Genomic DNA, 18,614 nt, shown 5'->3' with positions numbered 1-18,614 from the left:
GCATGAACAGGAAGTGTGTCCTTCTCAGCATCTTTATTCTCATCATGCTCGCCGGCTGCGCGCAGAGTCAGCAGAATCTGGATAATGTTGATACCGCCAACCTGTCTCAACTGGAAAAAGTACGTGTTGATCCGCTGAATCCCTCCGCTTCCAAGACCCAATTGAGCAGCCTCAGAATCAAATCACTGCAGGATTCCGCCATGAGCATAGGCGCACAAGGCGGCCTGGCCTGGGCATCCGATCAGATTAATTCGCGCATGAACCAGGATAGAAAATACCTAGATACCATTTTTAATTTCAATGCCATGGTATTGAGCCATGGCGTGATTCCGCCCGTGCTGGAAGTGGGTGACAACAGCCTGAATCTGGACGACCCTAACACGATTCGGGTTGCAGACCGGACATATAAAATCGTCAAACAGGCGCGCTTTGCAACAACACCGCCAAACTGGCGGGAATATTTATGGCTGACTTTTTCCAAGCCTCAACTGCCTGACAAATCCCTGCTGCCGCGCAACAGTTATGAACAAAAAATCTGGAAAGAAGGCGTGCGCATGGGGTGGGAAAAAGGGATTGCTCAATCCTACAGTATCTTCCAGCAAAACCTCGCTCGCCTGAAGAGAGATTACAGCGGAATGGTGTTATATCGAAAGTTACTACAGGAAAAAATGATCAGCCCGCCCTTTGTCGCCCGCACCGAACTGGGTGTTACGGGTAATGGCTCGGATATGCGGATCAACGACCAGGTATTGCGCATCGTTGAGCTGCCGAAACTGCAAACCAATAGTAGAGGCTGGAAAGCCATAGTGGTGAAAAACAATGAGTGATTTCCTTTTCCCGCAAGAACCCGTCAGACTGACCATTGAATCCACCAATGACATTCTGATTCATTGTGTGAAACTTGGCGCGTCAGATATCACTTTCCAGACCGGGGAACCCATTATCGCTGAAATTTTTGGGCGCCTGAAAAAAATCACCCGCCGCCGTCTGTCCAATACAGAAGTCGGTGAAGTACTGAACGCCATGTACGGCCCTAACGCCACCACCTTGATCATGTCAGGCAAAGATATAGACACGCATTACGAAATACGCCCCAACCGCTCTGATCGTTACCGTTTTCGTATCAACGGCACCGGCTGCCAAGTTGAGGGCCACGACGGCATTCAGATCACGGCGCGTACCATTCCCACTGATCCGCCCAAACTGGACAGCATGAACTTGTCCAAAGAAGTATTGGAGGCCATCGCGCCCGAGCAAGGTGTGGTCTATGTGACCGGCGCAACCGGATCCGGCAAAAGCACTTTACTCGCGGCCATCATACGCAGCATTACCGAAGACGCGGAGAGCAACCGCAAGGTTCTGACTTATGAAGCGCCGATTGAATTCGTGTTTGATAACGTGGAAAAAGTATCCAGCGTGGTCAGCCAGTCTGAAATTCCCCGCCATCTTCCAAGCTTCGCCGCAGGTGTGCGCAACGCGCTGCGCCGCAAACCCCGCTTGATACTCGTGGGTGAAGCCCGCGATCCTGAAACCATCAGCGCGGTGATGGAAGCCGCCATGACCGGCCATCCGGTTTATACCACTTTGCATAGTAACGGCGTTGCCGAAACCATGCGCCGTCTCGTCATCACGTTTCCACCCGAGGAACGGCAAGGACGGACCATAGACATCATTGAAACCGTGCGCCTGATCATCTCGCAGCGCCTGGTGCCCACCGTTGAAGGCAAGCGTGTCGCCTTGCGCGAATACCTTATTTTTGACGAAAAAATCCGTGATATTCTTTTGGATACTGATGTGCTTAATATCACCAACGTGGTGCGCAAACTGGTAAGAGAACACGGCCGCACCATGGAAGCCGATGCCCAGGAAAAATTCCAGGCCGGGGTAATCAGCGAACGCCAATACCGCCTGATTGCCGAGCAAGCCAAGCGGGAGGAAAAAGACGCTGGCGCGATTTGATGCCAACGGTGTCAATTGTTGCCTGTGACACTGTCACAGGCAACGCCCTTTATAAACAAGAAATGGTTTTGATAGCGTAAAAAAAACCACACGCACTGTGTAGTCATTTACTGCAGGAAAGTAAAATGGATTAGTCTTTGGATTAGTCTTTCTTGTCGCCCGCGCCCACACTCGTTTTGTTCGCATCCGCCTCAGCTTTCTGCTTGCCTTTGGCAAAGTCTTTGGCAGTACCTCTGGTGGTCGATTCCATACCGCCGCCCGCTTTGCCGCCAGTCGCCTGTATGCCGCCCTTGATTTCCTGCAGAGGCGCTTCCACGCCTTCACCCTGGCCGCCAATCCAGCGCATGACTTGCTGAGGAATGACATTGATAACTGCGAAGCATTTGTTTAAGGCAGCCAGTATCAGGCCTACATACGCCGACAGTATCAGGATTAAAGACAGGGGATCCACCGCTCCGGTTTCAACAAACGCAAGCACGACATAAGCAAATGTTTCATTAATCATGGTCACGACCACGACTGCGAGCAGCATGGCGGATATCAATCCGAATATCATTAACGAAGGCCGCAGGAAAACGTTAAAGAGCAGCATCAGCGCCGGCTCGGCCTTGCCCAGAATTTCATGATGACCACTGGGACTGATCACACCCAATGCCACCAGCGGACCCGCCACCATGGTTTCAACCGTCGATATCATCCAGCCTATGGCGCCGAAGGTGAAATAAACATAGGGAATTAAAGGCGTATAAATGCCCAGCAAGCCGCCCAGGGTAATGAGGACTGCAAATGCCGCATAAATACCTGGAATCACAAACATGGCCACCAGGCTCGCCATGGGGCCTAAAGGATCAATCACGCCGGTGCCAAGAGCAAAGACGTCAATATTACCGGAAATACCAATCGCGAATAACACGACCAAAACCACCACGAACATGATTTCCGCGATGATAAGCATGAGGACACCAAAAACCTGTATGAGAATCAGCGGATTGGTTCCTCCCGCCGTTACTGTCGCGGTAAAGGCTTCCGTGACGGAACCCATCACGTCATTCGCCACTTCACCCGCCGCGCTTTGACCGCTGCTGCTCGCGCTTTGAGAATAATTTCCCGCAGCCACCGATTCCAGGGTCTTTGCCGCCGTGAAGTTATTGCGGTAGTCTTTCATGGCGGATGAACTCATATCCGGCGCATTCCAGGTCAGATCCGGAATAGAAGATTTCAGGTTGTCACTATTCATGCGCGCAATTTCATAATAAAAACCGCCGCCATAAATCCAGCCCTTGTTGGATGCATTGGATAACAGGCCGGAGAAATCACTGGAATTGTTGCCCTGGGCCGCGATGTAAGTCGATACCGCGCCGTTTGCCAAATCAAGATAATAATTGGTCGCCACTTTCACGAAATTTTCGCTCAATCCGAGACTGGGGCCCAGCTGCGGCCAGTACGGCCAGTAGACATTTTGTACCGCCGCAGCACTGGGGCTTTGTATGGCACCGCCAGTACCAGTCGGGGTATTGACATCAGGCATATTGCTGCTTGTTGCCTGGCAAGAAGCAAAAGGATTGTTTCCTTTGACACAGCACTGGGTTTTGGGAATGATGGCCTTGCTGCTTCCATCCTGGTTGGTCGGACTCGCGCAATAGCTGTAAATCCAGTTCCATGAGGCGTTATTTTGCTTGTTCCATGAGTTTGCGTAAAAATCCCGGTAAGAATAGTCCGCATTCACTAGTTGCTGGGCAATATCGCCCAGGGTGGGAATGATGGCTGCCAGAGCGGTAGTCTGGGCCTGACAGGCCAGACATTTCAATGAATTGCTGTCACCTGCGCAAGCGGTTGCCTGGTTGCAATAGGTGATGGATCCGCAAGCACCGTTAGGACCCATGGAATACGTCGTCGCGCTGGGATTAAACGCAGGCGCTGAACCGCCGCAGCCGCCGTTGGATACACAATAATAATTCCCCACATTTGCAGGGTCAGCTTTTCGGGAACTGGCATCGCAAACCAGTCCCTGGAACAATCCCCCGAGAGTCTGGGAAGCATTCACGCCGGGAACTTTCACTTGCCCATAAACGCTGCCCACATTGCTGACATAACTCAGGGCTGTATTCCACAAGGTATCTGCCGCGCCTATGCCTTGCACAATAACCCACATCATGATGATCTGGATGCCGCAATAACCCGCCCCTGTAGGAACCAGCAAGGCTATGCCCAGCACCGAGCGTATGGGTATCCAGATATTATTCATTTTCTTGCCCATGAACTCGCCTTCATGAGCTGTCCCAATGACACCAATAATCGTGATATAAACCAGCATTAAAACTGCTACAGTCAGAATGACTGAGTTGAAAGTCTTGAACATGGTGCTCAGGATGGTAATCTGGCCGCCTGACCCAATAACACCGCTCACACTTCCGAAAATTTGTGAAAGATAATCAAGCGACGCGTCATCAGAAGCAACCTGAAAAAGATTTATCATGTGGAAGCACCTTTATCACCCAGAATACTGCGACTCCATTCTGAAACAGTGACTCCCAGCTTTCTTTGACGTATTTGAAAAGCCCAATAATCAAATTTGAACGCTTGTGCAAAACATAATGCAGACGCGGCCAGCCCCAACAGCCACCCCGTGATCACAAACTCGCCGAACAAGAGATAAAATGCATAGACAAATATACAAAGCCCAACAATGAAGAAACAAAGAGCATACATCCTGTAGGCTGAAGCGGTTTTCTGGGCTTCTTCATCACTCACGCCCAGGCGCTTCATGGCTTCTTCATAGGTTTCCTGCCGGCCGGGCGTTGCTCTTGTAAATAAAGCCCTCAGCGTATTGTAGATGGTTATGTTCTGGTTTTTTAGACCTTCATAATCTATCCAACCCGCGGGATTGAAGAATGTTCTCCATGAAATTCTGAAAATGTCACGGACAGCCATCTAATTGCATCCTCAGCTAATGCTATACTATTATTATATTATATTATTCTTAAATACAACTGCTCCCGGGCAAAAGGAAGTGAGGAAAAGTGAAATTATAACGCATTGATTTATCTATTTATCTAGAATGATGTATGCTCGGAGTGTGGAAGTGATGTCAGATAGGAAATTTCATTTAAATGCTGGAGTCAAGCTATGCCGATTTTCGCCCGCCAAATGATGTGCGGTTTGCTCGCACTCACTTTTTTTGCAGCTTCTCCGAGCATAGCACAGTCATTTTTCAATTTTGGAAGCAGCAGTAACTCCACCACCTCATCCCAGCCTGCGCCAGCCGCTCCCGCTGCGCCCATTAAACCTATGTCGCCAGATGAATATAAGAGCCTGGTCAACAGCCTGGGCAAGCAAAACCTGAACAACGTCTCCCAGCAAGCCGCACAACAGCTTTCGCAAAAACCGGCCGTCGCCGCCCCGCCCGCCGCTGGCAGCACACAAACGCAGACCACTTCCACGCCCCAGCCTGCCGCCGTCCCTTCTGTTCCTGCAACGGCTGCGGCACCAGCAACCGGCACCGCCACCCCATCTGCTCCGGCATTATCCGGCTCTGGCACTTCCGCCAGCACGGCTGCGCCCGCAGGCGCGTCTTCCACACCTGCCAATACCGCATCACAACCTTATACGGGTTTTGGAAATTTTGGAACTGCGAAAGAGACAGGAACATCCAATACTTCATCTGGCAACTCAGGCGGATGGAACATTAAATACTAATGGAATCGACAGAAAGGAGCGACTCGCATGCGTGTCAATGAAGTGAAACGATTTTTTGTTCTGGTGGGATCCATGACTGTTGTCAGCTTTCTTGGCAGCACGCCAGCGGCAGCACAAAATGATGAATACCTGAAGCAGATTGCCGAAAACACTTATAACACCCTGCAGAAAGTGAATGATCTTCCCACTTATTTGCAAAGCCTCAATGCATTCATCACCGCCTGGATGAGCCAGGATGATTCCGCGCCAACGGTTGCCATGCAAGGTTCGTTCACCAACCTTGGCAACATGCTGATTACCGATCAAAGCGCACAATTGCTTTTGCAGCCGGCATTAAACGCCTATCTGCTTAATAATGACGGCAACAATGTTTTCAGCGTGAATAACGGAACCGCCACCCCCACCAATCTGGCAACGTCATCCACCCTGTGGTATGCAAATGATCTCGTGTATTCCTCCCTGCTGGGCGTACCGTATTTCGCAAAAGATCCCCGGCAGCAGCAACAAGCAGGAACAACCAACAAAATTGATTTTGCCTTGAACTATGTGCGTAACGCCAGCGGCATGAATATTTACCATATGCTCCCTGGCAGCAACTGGCAAGGCAAGAAAGAATCACAGGCCAGATATCAAAGCTACTTTAATACCGTCACATCGGCAGAGTCATTCGGCGCATATATTTTATCCAAACAGTATCTCGAAAAAGACCAGTTCACCACCTTGCAAGCCCAGTTAATCAAACAGGCTTCTGACCCCAAAGACTGGTTCGCACAAGTGAGCTCCGAGAGCATAGGGTTTGTGCTCAGACAACTTTTGTTATACCAGTCCCAGATTTTTGTATTGCTCACCCAGATGCTTCAAACCCAGAACCAGATGGTCACTGCCCAGGTCATGACCAATGCCGTGCTCATCGCCAACAACTCATTGAATGAAACCATGCTGGTATCCAACGCACAAGGTAAACAACCCACCCCATAAGGTATCATTAGACATGCCAAAATTAGATCTCACGTCTTCGCATGAATTCTGGAAAAATTATGATGACCCGATGATTTACCGGGTCATCTCATTCATGGAAACTGCGGAAGATTTTACCCTGGATGGTACGCCGGCCCTTGAGCAATCCCTGAATAAACTGGGTGAAACACTGGACCAGCTGACCAGTTTTGAATTGGGAAAGGAAGACCAGTTCATCACGCTGTCATCGCATATTAAAACTTCGCGAATTTTACGTCTGTTGCAGGCAATCGACACGATTGACCCGGGCTCTGCCTCCAAATTGCTCATGTATGCGGAAGAAAACAATACGCCGGACAATACCATGGCTGGATTATTCCTCAGGCGAAATATTGTTTTTGAACGACTGCGTCTTTTGGCGAGAGTATTTTCCACAGAAAGATTTAATCTGGTATTAAAAGTCCTTGAGCAGGAACATGCCTGATATCCCCCATCATCCGGAGGAAACCGTGACGAAATCATCCACAGAGGCGCGCACGAAAGCAATGTCACTAATGAACACGTCGGCCGGATTGCTCTCTTGCATGATTCGGTTTCTTTCAAAAACCCATTATCGCAAGGAAATCACCCTGGTCGTGGCTCTCAAAATACTGGCTCTTTTTCTTTTATGGGGATTGTTTTTTTCACATCGTGATCCTGACTTGTTAAAAACACAAAAACTGGTGGACCATTACATTTCATCCACATCCATATAATGACAGGGACCGCGCCTGCATAGACTCGCAATGAGAGAACCTGCACACTGCATTCGCTTTATTCGATATTTTGTACCTGCTCCCTGACTTGCTCGATTAATACTTTCATTTCCACAGCCGCGTGTGTCAACACCGGATCAACAGACTTGGACCCCAGCGTGTTGGCTTCCCGGTTTAATTCCTGCAGTAAAAAATCCAGTCTTCGGCCAGCCAACCCGCCCTGTTTGAGCACGCGCCTGACTTCCGAGACATGCGTATCAGTCCGGTCGATTTCTTCCGCCACATCTATCTTCTGGGCGAAAATCACCATTTCCTGTTCCAGCCTGCCTGAATCCAGCTCCAGTTTCACATCAGCAAAGCGTTTGAGCATCTTGTCCTGCTGCTCCTGCATGACCTGCGGAAGCCGTTCACGCACTTTTGATAGTTGCTGCTGAATTAAATCCATACGCTGTAAAAACAAATGCTTCAATTCCTCTCCTTCGCGGGCACGCGCCGCGATCAAATCTTTCAGCGCCAGGTTCAGTACATGAAATATTTCATCCTGCAGCGTTTTAATGTCCGCTTCACGCGTCTCAATGACACCGGGAAAACGTAATATATCAACGGGAGACACTGGCCCTGCGTCTCGCAAAAATCCTGCGATCTTCTCACTGGCGTCGCATAACTGCTTGACCAGAAGAGTGTTCACTTCCAGCCCCGAGTGTTCCGCTTCCGGGCTAGTCTGATAGCGCATGACACATTCTATCTTTCCGCGCTTGATATGCTGGCGTATCAATTCACGCATGGGCATTTCAAGCACACGGAACATCTCGGGCACGTGTATGCCAACCTCCAGATATCGATGATTGATGGATCTCATCTCACATACCAGGCTTCCCCACTGCCCCTGGCTTTGCACACGCGAAAAAGCTGTCATGCTATAAATCATTTGTTTTCTCTCTTGGTTATATGCCAGCCCTTACCAGGGCCCGATTCACCATTCAACCCGGCGCACAATTCCATTCACGCTTTTTCTCTGCCACTGTCGTTGAACCTCTTTTGCCTGGTTCATACTCAAAAATGGGCCTGACTGCACACGGAAAATAGCCTTGCCAGAGAGTCTGGTTTTGACCACGCTGGCTGTCAAACCCGATACTGCAAGAGACTGGCGGTAGCGCTCAGCCGCATCGGCATTTTTGAAAACACCCAGCTGGATGATATATTTTTTCTGGCTGAACTCTTCAGTGAGTTCGCGGTGTAACTGCTCCGCATTGAATATGGCTGCCCCCGTCTGCGGCCTGGGCATTCTCTCTGCAACCTGCGCTGTGGCAGCAGCATGGTTCAGCCGCCGGGCCGAACTTTCCTGAGTACCAGCGCTGACAGACTTCCCTGTTCCAACCGAGGTTACTGATACCGGAACAACCGCGTCCTGCCCCTTCTCAACCACCGGCACGGGTACTTTCATGCTTGGCAGTTCCGTATAAAATTCGAAATGTATGGCCTGCGGTTCCTGCTTGCTGGCCGCCAATTGCCGGACCTTTTTAATATCGCGACTCAAACGGCTTTTACGTTCGACGACCCAGGCCTGCATTTGTGTGAAAGCCGATGAAAGCCGTGGTATGCCAGCCCAGTCAGGATGCTGCCGGGAAACATAAAAACCCGATCCGCCCGCAATGAGCAAAACAACAACAAATGCGGTCGCCCAATACCGCAGCGTACGTTCCGCGCGATTTGCCGGTCTGACAGCCAGTCTTTTTTTTGCAAAGTCCTTTTTCATTTTGCTCACATTGATTCAGGTGCTGAAATCCCCAATAGATTAAATCCATTTAACAATGTTTGCCGGGTTGCCGCAACCAGCGCCAGCCGCGCATCACGCAATGATGCTTCTTCCACGATAAACTGGTGAGAATTGTAGTATGCATGAAAGTCGGCAGCGAGATCACGCACATAATTGGTCAACTGATGCGGTTCGTATTGAAGAGCCGCGCTGGTAATCACCTCGGGATAACGCGACAAGGCATTTAATAATTGCTGTTCCTGGGGCTGGGTCAGCAAATTCAGATGAGACACCCCATTGGCTTCATCAAAAAGCAGCTGCCGTTCCGCCAGCTGCTTGAATACGCTGCAAATACGCGCATAAGCGTATTGCACATAATATACCGGGTTTTCATTAGACTGGGCTTTGGCGAGATCCAGGTCAAAATCGATATGCTGTTCGCTTTTACGCATGACATAAAAAAACCTGGCCGCGTCATTGCCGACTTCTTCGCGCAATTCGCGCAATGTCACAAACGTTCCACTGCGTGTGGACATTTGCACCTGTGAGCCGCCGCGGTAGAGCGTGACGAACTGCAATAACAGGTGCAGCAAGCGTTCGGGGTTAATTCCGGATGCCTCCATGGCGGCTTTCATTCGCGGAACATATCCATGATGGTCAGCGCCAAAAATATCAATCACGATATCAAAACCACGCTCAAATTTACTGAGATGATAGGCCACATCATTGGCGAAATACGTCCGTTGACCGTTGGAACGGACCAGCACCCGGTCTTTTTCATCCTTGAAGTCAGTGGAACGAAACCATAACGCACCGTCTTTTTCATAGACATGTCCACTGTCTTTCAATTTTTCCAGCAGTTTGTCCACCACATCAGTCGCGACAAATTCCCGTTCGGAAAACCAGTTGTCATAATGCACGCCAAACTCAGCCAGATCTTCACGGATATCGCCCAACACATTATCCAGGCCCAATGTAAAGACTGTTTCATACTGGTCAGCCAGCAGACGTTTAGCCTGCGCTATAATGGCATCAATATAGATTTCCTTGTCGCCGCCCTGCGGTTCATCCGGCGGCAGCCCCGCATAAACCTGACTGGCTGGTACCAAAAAATGGCTGCCGTGAATTCCATGGATGGCCTTGGCAATATCAATCACATAGTCGCCGCGATAAGCATTTGCCGGAAAAACAATCTGTTCTCCGCATAAGGCCAGGTAACGCAGCCAGATACTCACGGTCAGGATATCCATCTGCCGGCCGGCGTCATTCACGTAATATTCCCTGTAGGTTTTGAATCCGACAGCATCAAGCAGATTTGATACGACCGCTCCAAAAGCCCCGCCGCGGCCGTGGCCTACGTGCAGCGGCCCGGTGGGATTGGATGACAGGAATTCGACCAGAACACGCTTCTCCCTGCCGATTTTACTGCGGCCATAGGCTTCCTTTTCTTTTAATATGACGGCGACAACGGAAGACAAGGCATCCGGCGTCAAAAAGAAATTGATAAAACCCGGTCCGGCGACTTCGGTTTTGCGCACGTATTGCGACGCAGGCAAGGCTTTCATGATTCGCTCAGCCACCTCACGGGGTTTTTTTTGCGCGGATTTCGCCATCACCAAAGCAATATTGGTGGCAAAATCGCCATGCTGCTTATCCTTCGTTCCCTCAACCAGGACAAAAGAAGGTATTTCCGGAAGGTCGCCGCTCTCTTGCAGTGTTTTAAGCGCTGCATGTATGAGTGTTTCAATATGCTGTTTCATAGTTTTAATTAAATTTCCTGATTAAAAGGGCCAGGCCAATAGTGAATGCTTTATTATCCCTTCTTAACAAGAAGTTGCAAGAAGCGAAAAAGAATTTAAGAATATAGCTGAAAATTATGTGAGTAATTGCTTACATGATTAATCAGATATTGACCCTGCCTGCATCCAGAGCCGTACACAGCTTTCCCCATTTTTTCATTTATCTCATTGATTAAAAATAATTATCAAATTTCTCATCCTACAGGCCAGGGACATGGAAAATACATAGGCTTACGAGTAACTTGTTGATTTAAAATAGCACGCAAAAATCTGTTTCGGTATACTGGGTCTCGTAGTCACGGATTGACTACTCTCGCAAAAAAGGACTTGTGCAACCACTCCTCGTTTTGTGTGTTCAGGGACGGTATTTTGGCATGGATTGCCTGACCTGATTTGAGCATGTTTGGGCGGTACTGATAAAGTGCCGCCTTTTTTTACGCCCAAAATCACATCAAGTAAGCTTGTCCTGGATATTTTGAGTATGGGCGCTGATGAAATCCAGCAGCAGGCGCGTGCGCTTAGGCAGTGCGTGCTGTTGCGAGTAAATCGCATAAAGCTGAAAATTTCCCCAGTCATATTGCTGCAAGATGGATTTTAAGGGAGCTTGTGATTGTGTCTGCTCGCTGATGTAAACAAGATCTGTAAATTTGCCAATCCCGTGCCCTCCCAGGCAGGCAGCCATTCTGCTCTCGACGTCATTGCTGTGAAATTTCGGCTTCAGCTTGATGCTCAAGCTCTTGCCCTTGTCACGATAAGTCCACACTTCATCCTCATGATGACGCGCCTCATGCAGATGACCTAGAATGGAATGATGCGTTAACTCTTGCGCAGTTCTGGGTTCACCGAATTTTCCAAGGTAATCGACACTCGCAAACATGCGTATTTTTTGTTTGAGCAGCAATTTGGTCTTCATGCTGCTATCTTTGAGTTCTTTTTCAAAATAACCCGCTCCACGAATAAGCAAATCAATATTTTCCTTCATGGGATCCAGGTAGATATCTGACAACAGCACGTCGACATGAATATTGCTGAAATTATGCATAAACTTGATGATGATAGGCATCAGGTAATGCCTGCCAAAATATTGTGGAGCACTGATCCGTATTTCTCCCCTAGGTTTTTCAGCCAATGACTGGATCAAACACACCGCCGTATCCATTTCCTGCTGTATGCGCTGCGCATGCTGCCAGAATAATTCACCTTCGGGTGTCAACTGAATCTGGCGAGTGGTGCGTTTTAGCAAGGTCACACCCAGGTCTGTTTCCAATTTGGCAATCCGGCGGCTGATCAAGCCGTTTGATAATCCCAGGTATTTGGCGGCCCGGCTGAATCCCCCTTGCTGAATAATGGCGGCAAATATGACCGTATCATCTAATATACTCATTTATTATATCCAATTAGTAAAATATATTTTTATATTTTACATATTTTTTACTATTTGTAAAAGATATAAGATGTTCTCTCAAGTATCCCGTAACACGAAACGAGAGGAGTGGAAGCTATGTTTAGATCTGCACCCGAAGTCACCGAAATTGAATTAGAAGAATTTAACAAGGCAAAAACGCAGGAGTCCATAGAAAATAACCGCAGATGGTCTGCCCTGGTTAGCTTTTTTGAATCGCTGGACCTGGCGGCAATCTATGCCCTGTTTTTAAAATCGTTTTTACATAAATTCCTTGAAGAAACCGGCAAATACTTCCTGTTCCCCATCGCAGCCGCGGCCAGCCTCATTACTGCTGCACTGGCATGGAGAGAAGCCTATTTAAGCGGCGGCAAAACCAGAACACTGGTGCATGCCGGCGTCGAAACCGTCGCAGCGGCTGCCATTACCACCGCAGTAGTGGGTTCACTCGTCGCCACCACGTTGTTTGCCGTTGCCACTCCCATCATCTTCACAACTGTCATGGCAGCGAAAACTGTTTATCACGCTGGCGCCGCCATGTATTACCTGGGAAAATCCGTCGGTAAAAGCGAGCCGGAGAAAAAAGCGAAATACCGTTCCATGGCGGCTGGTAACGCGATCGCGGCCATCGCGGGTGTCGTCGCCACCGCCGCCGTTGCCGGCGTGTTTTTATTAGGCAAAACTGTCGTAGCAGGCGTAGGTCTTGCTGTTGGCCTGTTTGGCGCCGGCTATGCTGTATATAGAGGTGTCAGCAGTTACTTACAGTCCAGGGCGGCCCGACGGCAACAAGCCGCGGCCCGCGATGTGGAAGAAAGCGCAGACCATCAGCATGAGCATGACTATCGGCCGACTTCCTCGCCCGGAAATTCACTGACCATCGCAAAAGGCCTGGGTGTCACTGAAGAAGATTTACGTAACAGATCCGTCTCGCAGCCGGCACACAGGGAACCGACCGCACCCGTCAGTCTGCCCGGTCAAAGAGATGAAACCACTGCGTTACTGACAGATTATGACCACCAAGAAGCGCTCACACCAACACAAGGCAGATTACGCCTCAATTCATCTCAATAATACACTTGGCCCGTAATCCACGGATCTCATCAACAGAAAAGCCGCGTCCCTAAGGACGCGGCTTTTTATCTGCGTTCACGCCAGGCCAGCAGCCCGACCGGCACGACCAGGTTTATTCGGGAACATCTTCCACTTGCTTGACGAAACCACAAGTCTGGCGCGGACAAACCAGTTCGGTGCCGCGTTTCTTGGTTTTCTTGATGGTCAGAATAGGCCAGGCGCACTTGGGGCAGCTTTGCGCAACAGGTTCATTCCAGATGGCATATTTGCAATCCGGATAACGCGAGCAAGAATAAAAAATCCTGCCGCGGCGCGACTGCCGTTTCACGATTTTCCCCTGCTTGCACTCGGGGCACTCCACGCCTGTCTCAGCCGGCTTGTTAAGTGATTCAATATGCTTGCATTTGGGATAATTGCCGCAGCCAATAAATTTTCCGAAGCGCCCATGCTTGATCTTGAGGTCGCCGCCGCAATCGGGGCATTGCCGGCCTTCCACGATTTCAGCATCTTGCGAAGCTTCTTCCGGCTTTTCTTCCACGGCCCGGGTATAGGAACAATCAGGATATCCTGTGCAGCCGATAAAGCGGTCGCGCTTGCCCAGCCGGATAGATAGTGGTTTGCCGCACTGGGGACATTTCTCATCCAGCAGTTCTTGAGTAACATCTTTGCGCTTGACGGTTTCTAGAATATTATCAACCTGGTGCTTGAACGGATCCCAAAATTGCTCCAGCAAAGGCACCCACTCCTTTTCACCGCGCGATACTTCATCCAGCTCGTCTTCCAGCTGGGCGGTAAATCCGTAATCCACATAACGGGTAAAATACTGCGTCAGGAATTTATTGACAATGCGCCCGATGTCGGTTGGACGAAACCGCTTGTTTTCCAGCACAACATACTCGCGGGTCTGCAGGGTGGAGACAATAGCCGCATAAGTTGATGGCCGGCCTATGCCGTATTCTTCCAGCGCCTTGATCAGCGTGGCTTCCGAATAACGCGGAGGAGGTTCTGTAAAATGCTGGTTACAAGCAATATCATGCAGCTTGACCTCATCCCCCTCTTGTAATTGCGGAAGCAAATGCTCATCCCCCAGCTCCTCGGGTTTGTCGTCCGTGCCTTCCTGGTAAACGCGCATATAGCCCGGATCGATCACAACCGAGCCTGTCGCGCGGAACTGGTTTTTTTCTCCCGCCGCCATGTCCAGTGTCAACGTATCAATGGTCGCCGAAATCATTTGCGCAGCGACAGTGCGTTTCCAGATCAAATCATAAAGCTTGAATTGTTCCGGCGACAAAAAGGCTTTCACGGATTCCGGCGTGCGCAGCACAGAAGTGGGACGAATCGCTTCGTGAGCTTCCTGGGCATTTTTGGATTTGGTTTTGTAAACACGCGCTTCAGCAGGCACATTGTCCTTGCCATAACGCTCGGCGATCAGATCACGAATTTCATTAATCGCGTCTTGCGCGAGATTGACGGAGTCGGTACGCATGTAAGTGATCAACCCTGTAGACCCGGAGTCCAGTTCCACGCCTTCATAGAGCTGTTGCGCGATGCGCATAGTGCGCTGAACGGCAAAACCCAGTTTGCGCGCCGCTTCCTGCTGCAAGGTGGAAGTGATAAACGGTGCGGCCGGATTGCGTTTGCGCTGTTTCTTTTCCACTTTCACGACACGCAAGACGCCCTTCGCCGCCTTGAGCAAATGTTTCTTGATGTCTTCCGCCTGCTTTTCATTGGTGATGGAAAACTGTTCCAGCTTGCTGCCTTCATAAACTGTAAGCTTGGCGGCAAAAGTTTTCCTTTCTGCTTCCAGCGCCGCTTCCAGGTCCCAGTATTCCTGTGTGACAAATTTTTCTATTTCTTCTTCACGCTCGACTATCATGCGTAGGGCGGGACTTTGCACGCGCCCGGCAGAAAGACCGTAACGGATTTTTTTCCATAGCAACGGAGACAAATTAAACCCTACCAGATAATCCAGGGCCCGGCGCGCCTGCTGAGCGTTTACCAGTTCCATGGAAATTTCCCGCGGATGATCCACCGCGGATTTGATAGCGGATTTTGTGATTTCATGGAACACGATACGATGCACCGGCTTTTTACCCAGCGCTTTTTTGTCCTTTAAAATGGAATAAATATGCCAGGAAATAGCTTCCCCTTCACGGTCAGGGTCTGTCGCGAGATATAAGGCATCGGCTTTTTTCATGGCGCTGACTATGGTCGCGACATGTTTTTCATTCTTTTCTATCAATTCATAGCGCATGGCAAAATCGTGACTGGGATCGACCGCTCCTTCCTTGGGCAGCAAATCACGGACATGCCCGTAGGACGCGACGATATTGAAATCGGAACCCAGATATTTCTTGATCGTCTTTGCCTTTGCAGGCGACTCAACAATGACAAGATTAGTCATGAGTGTACATCTTCCTTAGAAAAATGTTCTATCTAGAGAATATAGCCTAAATTTTGAAGGATAAGGTTAATGCAGGACATCAAAGGCATCCGACAAGATCATATCCTGGAGAAGTGAAAGTGCTGATTTTTTATCGGGTTGATTGAATAAAGCAATCAAAACCACCCATTTAATCCGGCCCAAATCCACTTCGCGATTATCCAATGCCATTAGCCTGTCGATGACGATTTCTCGCGTCATTGGATCCAAAATGCTCAACTGCTCGAGGTAAAGCAGAAACCCCCTTCCTTCGAGGCCAAGACGTTCGCTTTCTTCCAAAGCAAAGTGGCGTATGGCATGAGGGGTAAATTGAGGACCGGATTGAACAGTTTCCTGAACCCTGTTTAATCCATCAAGCCAATCCAAGGCACGTCCAATTTCATTCCGGCTAAACCCCGCCTGTTCCAGTTCGCTGACTATCGTATCCTGGTCTGCATTCAGGGCTACGCTCCCATCCATATAATTTTCAAATAGATACATTAATACTTCAAACATAGTGTTGCTGGCCCACCTTACAGATTAAGAATTTCGCGGACATATCCTCCAGGAACGGACTGAATATAACCCTTTAATTCTAATGTTAAAAGAATGGAGGAAACTTCGCCCGCCGTCAATCCGCTGCGCCATAGTATCACATCCAGGGGTGTGATTTCATAGCCGATTTGTTCAAGGATTTCCCTGCAAAGCCCATCCAGCCCTTCTCTGTTGCCCGCCTGGCTGTTCTCGCCAGGCCTGCGGACATCCGACATCAGCCCGCGCATTTCTTCAAATATATCCTCGGCTGATTCTACCAGTTTGGCGCCCTGCCGGATGAGATGGTGACAACCGCGGGATAAGGGATGATGGATAGATCCCGGTATTGCAAAGACTTCCCGGCCTTGCTCTAGCGCATGCTGCGCCGTAATGAGTGACCCGCTTTTCAGCGCGGCTTCCACCACCAGCACGCCCAGGCTCAATCCGCCAATAATGCGGTTGCGTCGGGGAAAATTTGCCGCCCTGGGCGGCACATCCAAGGGAAATTCTGAAACCACGACACCTCGTTTCTGCACGATTTCTTCCACCAGCGCACGATGAGTACGCGGGTAAACATGATTCAATCCGGTTCCCGCCACGCCTATAGTCACTCCATTTGCAGCCAGTGCGCCGCGGTGGCTTGCTCCGTCCACCCCCAAAGCCAGACCGCTAGTCACTGCCCAGCCGCACTCTGCCAGCACTTTTGCGAAAAATCCGGCGTTCTTTACTCCGCCGGGCGTGGCGTTGCGTGACCCAACCACAGCGATTTGTCTCTGCTTCAGGACTGTCTTGTCACCGTGCGCGTATAAAACCAGGGGCGGATCCGCGACTTCTTTCAGCAAATCGGGATAATCAGCATCATCCAACGCAATAATATGGCAACCCGACTGGTTTCCCCAAGCAAGCTCCTTGTCGACCTGATCCCAGTCAATCCGGCTCAATGCCTTGCTATGCCGTTCGGACAAGCCCTTATGGCGCATTTCATCCGCTGACGCATGAAACAGGGCTTGAATGTCAGAAAATTGCTTTAGCCAGCGCAAGGCCGTGCGCGGGCCAACTTCCGGTAACTGCAGTAATGCAAGCCAGTAACGCAAATATTGAGAACTCATATCATAATGACCTTCGTGATGTTAAAAGAGTTTGAAATCAGAGAGGGAAACAAACTGAATGAATCGAAAACCCGCGCAATGGGATTAAGGAGAGCTGCACATCCTCAATCCTGTGTCCGCTGCGTTAGCGCATGAGATGAATACTCTCCGCAGCATGGATAAACCGGATGGCGAATAAGCGCCGTATCGCGCACTTATTGATTTAATCGTTTGACCAGTGCGTCCATCAGGATGGCACTGACATTGGTTTTAGCGCCCGCGTCGATTTCCCTTATGCCTGTGGGGCTGGTGACATTGATTTCAGTCAGATAATCACCAATGATATCAATGCCTACAAAATACAAACCGAGATCACGCAAAACCGGTCCTACCTGGGAGCAAATCCAGCGGTCGCGTTCGGACAACGGCCGGACTATGCCTTTAGCTCCCACAGCCAGATTTCCGCGCCAATCATCGCCCTGAGGCACACGCACCAGCATATGTGGAACCGGCTCCCCGTCTATCATTAATATGCGTTTATCACCATCGCGAATTTCCGGAATAAACTGCTGCGCCATGATGTAAAAAGTCTGATTGCGAGTCAATGTTTCAAAGATAACCGAAGCATTGACTTCATTTTCACGCAAACGAAACACCGATGCTCCGCCCATGGTATTCAGGGGTTTGCAGACAATATCTCCCATTTCCTTCCAAAAAGCACGCAGGAGGTCGCTGGATTGCGTCACCAGCGTAGGCGGCGAACATTGTGGAAAATAAGTGGCAAACAGTTTTTCATTAGCATCGCGAAGAGACTGCGGATGATTGACCACCAGCACCCCCCGGCGCTGCGCATGCTCGAGAATGTAAGTGGAATAGATATATTCCTCATTGAAGGGCGGATCTTTGCGCATCAGAATAATATTCAAATCTGACAATGGAATAAAAGAGGCTTCTCCCAGTTCAAACCAGTTCCCGGAATCCTGCGCGACACGCAGTTGCCGCGCATACCCAAAAGGCGCTCCGTCACGCAAAAATAAATTTTGCTGTTCGAAATAGTACAGATTCCACCCGCGTTCCTGTGCTTCAAACAACATGGCGAGTGTGCTGTCCTTTTTATAGTGGATCGAAGAAATCGGATCCATGACGACACCAAGCTGAATTGTCATTTGTGTATC

General features: G+C 49.7%; 17 protein-coding genes. 7 read left to right on the top strand and 10 right to left on the bottom strand.

What is annotated here, in order from left to right:
* Positions 1 to 2: 2 nt before the first annotated feature.
* The gene (locus AQULUS_RS01895) at positions 3 to 827 is read left to right on the top strand and encodes a type IV secretory system conjugative DNA transfer family protein (RefSeq protein WP_148338098.1); all 825 of its coding nucleotides are present in this window, start codon (positions 3 to 5) and stop codon (positions 825 to 827) included.
* Positions 820 to 1,959 carry a Dot/Icm type IV secretion system ATPase DotB gene (gene dotB / locus AQULUS_RS01890; RefSeq protein ID WP_148338096.1) on the top strand — a complete coding sequence of 380 codons (1,140 nt, stop codon included), beginning with the start codon at positions 820 to 822 and terminating at the stop codon, positions 1,957 to 1,959. Before AQULUS_RS01895 ends, dotB begins: the two co-directional genes overlap by 8 nt.
* A gap of 142 nt (positions 1,960 to 2,101) precedes the next feature.
* Here dotB and AQULUS_RS01885 read toward each other — a convergent pair whose 3' ends face one another.
* Positions 2,102 to 4,435, bottom strand: a complete 2,334-nt coding sequence (locus AQULUS_RS01885; RefSeq protein ID WP_148338094.1) for a DotA/TraY family protein — start codon at positions 4,433 to 4,435, stop codon at positions 2,102 to 2,104.
* Positions 4,432 to 4,890 carry a hypothetical protein gene (locus AQULUS_RS01880; protein ID WP_148338092.1) on the bottom strand — a complete coding sequence of 153 codons (459 nt, stop codon included), beginning with the start codon at positions 4,888 to 4,890 and terminating at the stop codon, positions 4,432 to 4,434. The genes AQULUS_RS01885 and AQULUS_RS01880 overlap by 4 nt, the downstream gene beginning before the upstream one ends.
* 195 nt (positions 4,891 to 5,085) lie before the next feature.
* On the opposite strand from AQULUS_RS01880, the gene AQULUS_RS01875 reads away from it, so the two are divergent.
* From AQULUS_RS01875 to cydP, 4 genes are read left to right on the top strand one after another with little or no spacing between them, the layout of a single operon-like run.
* Positions 5,086 to 5,655 (top strand): hypothetical protein, encoded by a 570-nt coding sequence (locus AQULUS_RS01875; RefSeq protein WP_148338090.1) that lies wholly within the window; start codon positions 5,086 to 5,088, stop codon positions 5,653 to 5,655.
* Positions 5,656 to 5,682: 27 nt separating this feature from the next.
* Positions 5,683 to 6,633, top strand: coding sequence for a hypothetical protein (locus tag AQULUS_RS01870; RefSeq protein WP_148338088.1), 951 nt, complete (start codon positions 5,683 to 5,685; stop codon positions 6,631 to 6,633).
* 13 nt (positions 6,634 to 6,646) lie between these two features.
* Positions 6,647 to 7,096, top strand: coding sequence for a type IVB secretion system protein IcmW (icmW, locus tag AQULUS_RS01865; RefSeq protein ID WP_148338086.1), 450 nt, complete (start codon positions 6,647 to 6,649; stop codon positions 7,094 to 7,096).
* Complete coding sequence (gene cydP, locus AQULUS_RS01860) at positions 7,089 to 7,367, top strand: cytochrome oxidase putative small subunit CydP (RefSeq protein WP_148338084.1); 279 nt, start codon at positions 7,089 to 7,091, stop codon at positions 7,365 to 7,367. Before icmW ends, cydP begins: the two co-directional genes overlap by 8 nt.
* A 58-nt stretch (positions 7,368 to 7,425) precedes the next feature.
* On the opposite strand, the gene AQULUS_RS01855 is transcribed toward cydP, so the two are convergent.
* From AQULUS_RS01855 to AQULUS_RS01840, 4 genes are all read right to left on the bottom strand, one after another.
* Positions 7,426 to 8,283: a YicC/YloC family endoribonuclease gene (locus AQULUS_RS01855; RefSeq protein ID WP_197737274.1), complete on the bottom strand. Its 858-nt coding sequence runs from the start codon at positions 8,281 to 8,283 to the stop codon at positions 7,426 to 7,428.
* Positions 8,284 to 8,340: 57 nt separating this feature from the next.
* Complete coding sequence (locus AQULUS_RS01850; protein ID WP_148338080.1) at positions 8,341 to 9,123, bottom strand: SPOR domain-containing protein; 783 nt, start codon at positions 9,121 to 9,123, stop codon at positions 8,341 to 8,343.
* 5 nt (positions 9,124 to 9,128) lie between these two features.
* Complete coding sequence (argS, locus tag AQULUS_RS01845; protein ID WP_148338078.1) at positions 9,129 to 10,883, bottom strand: arginine--tRNA ligase; 1,755 nt, start codon at positions 10,881 to 10,883, stop codon at positions 9,129 to 9,131.
* A gap of 490 nt (positions 10,884 to 11,373) precedes the next feature.
* Positions 11,374 to 12,306: a LysR family transcriptional regulator gene (locus tag AQULUS_RS01840; RefSeq protein ID WP_148338075.1), complete on the bottom strand. Its 933-nt coding sequence runs from the start codon at positions 12,304 to 12,306 to the stop codon at positions 11,374 to 11,376.
* A gap of 117 nt (positions 12,307 to 12,423) precedes the next feature.
* On the opposite strand from AQULUS_RS01840, the gene AQULUS_RS01835 reads away from it, so the two are divergent.
* Positions 12,424 to 13,395: a hypothetical protein gene (locus tag AQULUS_RS01835; protein ID WP_148338073.1), complete on the top strand. Its 972-nt coding sequence runs from the start codon at positions 12,424 to 12,426 to the stop codon at positions 13,393 to 13,395.
* A gap of 112 nt (positions 13,396 to 13,507) precedes the next feature.
* Here the strand turns inward: AQULUS_RS01835 and topA are convergent, their stop codons facing one another.
* From topA to gshB, 4 genes are all read right to left on the bottom strand, one after another.
* Positions 13,508 to 15,799, bottom strand: a complete 2,292-nt coding sequence (gene topA, locus AQULUS_RS01830; protein ID WP_148338071.1) for a type I DNA topoisomerase — start codon at positions 15,797 to 15,799, stop codon at positions 13,508 to 13,510.
* A gap of 66 nt (positions 15,800 to 15,865) precedes the next feature.
* Entirely contained in the window at positions 15,866 to 16,333 is a 468-nt protein-coding gene (locus tag AQULUS_RS01825; RefSeq protein ID WP_148338070.1) for a DUF494 family protein, read from the bottom strand.
* Between the two features lie 17 nt (positions 16,334 to 16,350).
* Positions 16,351 to 17,460: a DNA-processing protein DprA gene (gene dprA / locus AQULUS_RS01820; protein ID WP_148338068.1), complete on the bottom strand. Its 1,110-nt coding sequence runs from the start codon at positions 17,458 to 17,460 to the stop codon at positions 16,351 to 16,353.
* A 194-nt stretch (positions 17,461 to 17,654) separates the two neighbouring features.
* Positions 17,655 to 18,599, bottom strand: coding sequence for a glutathione synthase (gene gshB, locus AQULUS_RS01815; protein WP_456298086.1), 945 nt, complete (start codon positions 18,597 to 18,599; stop codon positions 17,655 to 17,657).
* Between the last annotated feature and the right edge of the window lie 15 nt (positions 18,600 to 18,614).

Origin of the sequence: Aquicella siphonis (genome assembly GCF_902459485.1) — a bacterium.
GTDB lineage: Bacteria > Pseudomonadota > Gammaproteobacteria > DSM-16500 > DSM-16500 > Aquicella > Aquicella siphonis.
The sequence above is the reverse complement of the archived record's forward strand: the minus strand, read 5'-3'. Positions and strand labels throughout refer to the sequence as shown.

What these genes read in the sequence shown, in the direction of transcription:
- AQULUS_RS01880 (WP_148338092.1), bottom strand. Translation starts at nt 4,890, where the DNA reads ATGGCTGTCCGTGACATTTTCAGAATTTCATGGAGAACATTCTTCAAT.
- AQULUS_RS01850 (WP_148338080.1), bottom strand. Translation starts at nt 9,123, where the DNA reads ATGAAAAAGGACTTTGCAAAAAAAAGACTGGCTGTCAGACCGGCAAAT.
- topA (WP_148338071.1), bottom strand. Translation starts at nt 15,799, where the DNA reads ATGACTAATCTTGTCATTGTTGAGTCGCCTGCAAAGGCAAAGACGATC.
- AQULUS_RS01875 (WP_148338090.1), top strand. Translation starts at nt 5,086, where the DNA reads ATGCCGATTTTCGCCCGCCAAATGATGTGCGGTTTGCTCGCACTCACT.
- cydP (WP_148338084.1), top strand. Translation starts at nt 7,089, where the DNA reads ATGCCTGATATCCCCCATCATCCGGAGGAAACCGTGACGAAATCATCC.
- dotB (WP_148338096.1), top strand. Translation starts at nt 820, where the DNA reads ATGAGTGATTTCCTTTTCCCGCAAGAACCCGTCAGACTGACCATTGAA.
- dprA (WP_148338068.1), bottom strand. Translation starts at nt 17,460, where the DNA reads ATGAGTTCTCAATATTTGCGTTACTGGCTTGCATTACTGCAGTTACCG.
- AQULUS_RS01885 (WP_148338094.1), bottom strand. Translation starts at nt 4,435, where the DNA reads ATGATAAATCTTTTTCAGGTTGCTTCTGATGACGCGTCGCTTGATTAT.
- AQULUS_RS01895 (WP_148338098.1), top strand. Translation starts at nt 3, where the DNA reads ATGAACAGGAAGTGTGTCCTTCTCAGCATCTTTATTCTCATCATGCTC.
- AQULUS_RS01855 (WP_197737274.1), bottom strand. Translation starts at nt 8,283, where the DNA reads ATGACAGCTTTTTCGCGTGTGCAAAGCCAGGGGCAGTGGGGAAGCCTG.
- AQULUS_RS01840 (WP_148338075.1), bottom strand. Translation starts at nt 12,306, where the DNA reads ATGAGTATATTAGATGATACGGTCATATTTGCCGCCATTATTCAGCAA.
- argS (WP_148338078.1), bottom strand. Translation starts at nt 10,883, where the DNA reads ATGAAACAGCATATTGAAACACTCATACATGCAGCGCTTAAAACACTG.
- AQULUS_RS01835 (WP_148338073.1), top strand. Translation starts at nt 12,424, where the DNA reads ATGTTTAGATCTGCACCCGAAGTCACCGAAATTGAATTAGAAGAATTT.
- icmW (WP_148338086.1), top strand. Translation starts at nt 6,647, where the DNA reads ATGCCAAAATTAGATCTCACGTCTTCGCATGAATTCTGGAAAAATTAT.
- AQULUS_RS01870 (WP_148338088.1), top strand. Translation starts at nt 5,683, where the DNA reads ATGCGTGTCAATGAAGTGAAACGATTTTTTGTTCTGGTGGGATCCATG.
- AQULUS_RS01825 (WP_148338070.1), bottom strand. Translation starts at nt 16,333, where the DNA reads ATGTTTGAAGTATTAATGTATCTATTTGAAAATTATATGGATGGGAGC.